This window comes from Alcanivorax sp. HI0083 (assembly GCF_001635175.1).
In genome coordinates this window covers 1-3,333 of record NZ_LWFX01001361.1, presented here as the reverse complement: position 1 = coordinate 3,333, position 3,333 = coordinate 1, and the positions used below count along the sequence as shown (strand labels likewise).

Annotated in this window: 4 protein-coding genes; 3 read left to right on the top strand and 1 reads right to left on the bottom strand. The window is 57.3% G+C overall.

The window, feature by feature from the left end:
- Window positions 1-496: 496 nt before the first annotated feature.
- Window positions 497-916, bottom strand: a complete 420-nt coding sequence (locus A3754_RS20540; protein WP_007151042.1) for a CBS domain-containing protein — start codon at window positions 914-916, stop codon at window positions 497-499.
- A gap of 245 nt (window positions 917-1,161) precedes the next feature.
- Between A3754_RS20540 and A3754_RS20535 the strand changes: the two genes are divergently transcribed.
- The 3 genes from A3754_RS20535 to A3754_RS20525 all read left to right on the top strand — a co-directional run.
- A complete protein-coding gene (locus tag A3754_RS20535; protein ID WP_063521172.1) occupies window positions 1,162-2,010 on the top strand; it encodes a class I SAM-dependent methyltransferase in 849 nt (282 codons plus the stop codon).
- A 194-nt stretch (window positions 2,011-2,204) separates the two neighbouring features.
- Complete coding sequence (locus A3754_RS20530) at window positions 2,205-2,786, top strand: hypothetical protein (protein WP_156497120.1); 582 nt, start codon at window positions 2,205-2,207, stop codon at window positions 2,784-2,786.
- 3 nt (window positions 2,787-2,789) lie between these two features.
- Window positions 2,790-3,333, top strand: a 544-nt coding sequence (locus A3754_RS20525; protein ID WP_197468745.1) for a nuclease-related domain-containing protein, incomplete at its 3' end; no start/stop codon positions are given.

Here is a 3,333-nt window from a genome sequence, read left to right as displayed (position 1 = left end):
CCCCCGAGGTTATTCGGAAAAAACCGGACGAAGGCATCCTGCATATCCTGCAGCATCTCCGCGAGCTGCTAAGCCGCANCAACAAGCGCTACCTGCACTGTGCGGCTCTGCTCAGCCAGCATTTACCGCAGCAACATGTGGCACCGCTGCGGCAAGTGCTGGGCACGCTGTCCATGCAATACCTGTCCCGGAACCCGGAATACATCCACCTGCCCAACCTGCCGGTGATGAACTACATCATGACCCACGGCGGCATTGCGGCCCTGGTCCATCAGCTGAGCCATGACGACCCCATGGTGAGCTTCGACGAACTGTCCCAAGGGTTGGCGACCATGGCACGCCACATGATCGAAGGCAGCCGGCGCGATGCCGGCCTGGATTCGCCGTGAAGCATTGAGCATTACCTGGCGCTTGCGCACCAAAATAAGACACGCATGCGCGTGTTTTGAGCACCAAAAGTGCGCAAATCAGGCTATTGGCTACGCCAGGCGGCAGGCTAGCCCGCCTTTTGGCACAGCTCGGCCAGCTTCTGGTCCAGCATATTGAGTATGTGGCGGCGGCTGATCACGCCCACCACCTTGTTGGCGGCATCCACCACCGGGTAGATCTTGGGCTTGGCGGCCAACATTTGCTGGGCCAGGCTTAGCACGTCATCGGTGAGCGATACCGTCAGCACCTCGCTTTGCATCAGGTCCTTTACCGTGGCCACGCGCTGGTTGTGATACACCACCTGCAGCGCCGCCTGCAGGCATTCGCGCTCACTGATCCAGCCCACCAGCGTACCGGCGTCATCGGTGACCGGGCTGCCCAGCATGTCCAGTTTGATCAGGTTGCTGGAGGCTTCCACCACCGGCATCTCCGGGTGAATTGTCGCAAAGCGGGTGCTCATCAGGTCTTTGATGGATACAGAATCCATGGGGCTTACCTCTTGCTCTGGTCAGGGACCACAAAGGGTTCGGCCAGCACTTTCGCCGGCCACCAGGCAAGTTACTGCGGGAACCATGCCAACTTACCGCAGACGATGCCGGCTCCCCTTTTGTAGGAGCGCCACTTGAGGCGCGAACTTTTTACTCCCCTCCAAAAAACGTTGCTTGACCTAAAGCCGGCTTGAAGTGGCATGCTGACCGGTAACATCAAGGCGACGCCGCCCGGAGAGTGAGCATGACCATTTCAACAGAGACACCCGACAACCCGTCCACGCTGTGGAAAAGCGTGGGTGGGCGCAACTGGGTGGAATCCCAGCAGCTGATTGATCACCTGTTCAAACCCATTGAGGTGTTGCTGGCTGAGGCGGTGGAATGCCAGTCGCCACAGCGTGTTCTCGATATCGGTTGTGGCACCGGCGGCACAACCCGTGCGATCAGCCGTTATACGCGGGGTGGGGGGCAGGCAACCGGCGTCGATATTTCCGAGGTCATGATCGAGGCGGCGCGGCAGGGTGCGAAAAAGAACGGCGCAGAAAAGGCGGGGGCAGAGTTTATCTGTGCCGATGCTCAAGCCTATGTTTTTGTTGAAAGCCAGTACGACATGCTGGTCTCGCGCTTCGGCATCATGTTCTTCGACGATCCCATCAAGGCCTTCCAGAACCTGCGGCGTGCCGCCACCAGAGATGCCCGTGGGCTGTTCGTTGCCTGGCGCTCCCCGCAAGAAAACCCCTTCATGACCGCCGCCGCCCGTGCGGCCAAATCCATGGTCACGCTGCCACAACAAGCCCCGGACGCCCCTGGGCAGTTCGCCTTCGCAGAACCCAAACGTGTGGAAAGTATTCTTGAGGCTGCACAGTGGCATCACATCAGCATCGAACCACTGGATTTCGAATGCGCTTTCCCCGAGACCGAACTGATCGGCTACTTCACCCGCCTGGGCCCACTCGGCCGCGTTTTTCCCGACCTGGACGAAAAGACACAAGCCCAGCTCATTACCGTCGTCAGAGAAGCCTTTGAGCCCTTTGTGTTCGACGATACCGTGAAATTCAACGCCGCCTGTTGGCAGATCAAGGCACGAGCATAGGAGGTGCAGGAGCCTCACTAGAGGGGCGAACCATTACTTTTACCGTTGCCCGCAACAAAGAAACAAAGCCTCTGAAGCTTATTCATTTATTTGCGCCCGAAGATTGTGTACATTCGGAACTGGATCACAAATAGAAAGATACCAATAACAACAGGCCCGCCAGGATGGTGGGCAGGAAAGCAATGAGGGACTGGATGCTTTTATTCTGGGGAGCGCCTAACCAGAAAACCTGCCGAGTTATTCCCCAGCAGTGCCGAACCCTCTTCGTGCTGTACGCATTCCTGTGCTCACCGTTAGCCCATTCCGCCCTGCTCCTAGGCGTTTCACCCGGTGATTCATGTCTTGAAACCTATCAGATGGAAATTGCGCGGGGGGCGGAGGCGGATCTGCCTCTGGAAACCATGCTGGAGCAAGAGCTTCTGGCATTTCAACACAGTACCCCGGATCTCTCTGAAATAACCTGGTATCAATGCGATGCAGACAATGTCTCTATGGTTTATTACGGTGCCTGGTTCAATAGCGGGGCGGAGCAAAAGCGTTTCTTTGAAAACCATAGAGCAAAATTAGAGAGAAAGTTTGGGCAGCCATCATTCGATGCGTTTGATCTCGGCTGGATGGCGAAGCTCGTTTTGTGGCTCGACGGGAAAGAGGACATAACTGAAAAGCTGACACTGGTTCAGTGGCAGCCAGAAAATAGCGGGATGATTATGCTTGGATATTCTCGCCTGAATGTTCATGGCAAGGCCTATGGGGTCACCATGAGCTGGGAGCGGTAGGCAATGGCCACCGTCATCCCCAACCTCAGCACCTTGCGCGGTATGACCGCGGGCGAGCGGCGCCTGGGGCAGCGGCTGGAAACGCTGCTGGAGGATGATTACACCGTCTGGTACGACACCCCGGTGGGGCGCAGCCGACGCTACCCAGATTACATCATTCTTCATCCCGGTCGTGGCTTGCTGTTCCTTGAGGTGAAGGACTGGAAGCTGGATACCCTCAAACAAATCACGCCCCGTGATGTGGAAATCTTCACCTCCGATGGCCTGAAGACCGTCACCAACCCACTGCAGCAAGCCCGCCAGTGTGCGCTCACCGCCATCAAGAAACTGCAGCGCGATGAACACCTGCAACAAACCTCCGCCCAGCACAAAGGCAAACTCTGTTTCCCGTGGGGCTATGGGGTGGTGTTCCCCAATATCACCCGCAAGCAATGGAACGAGGCCATCAGTGAGGAGCATCAGGAGCTGGTGCTACCGCCACACCGGCTGATCTGCCGGGATGAAATGACTGCCACCGCCGACCCGGAAGTCTTCCAGGAACAACTCT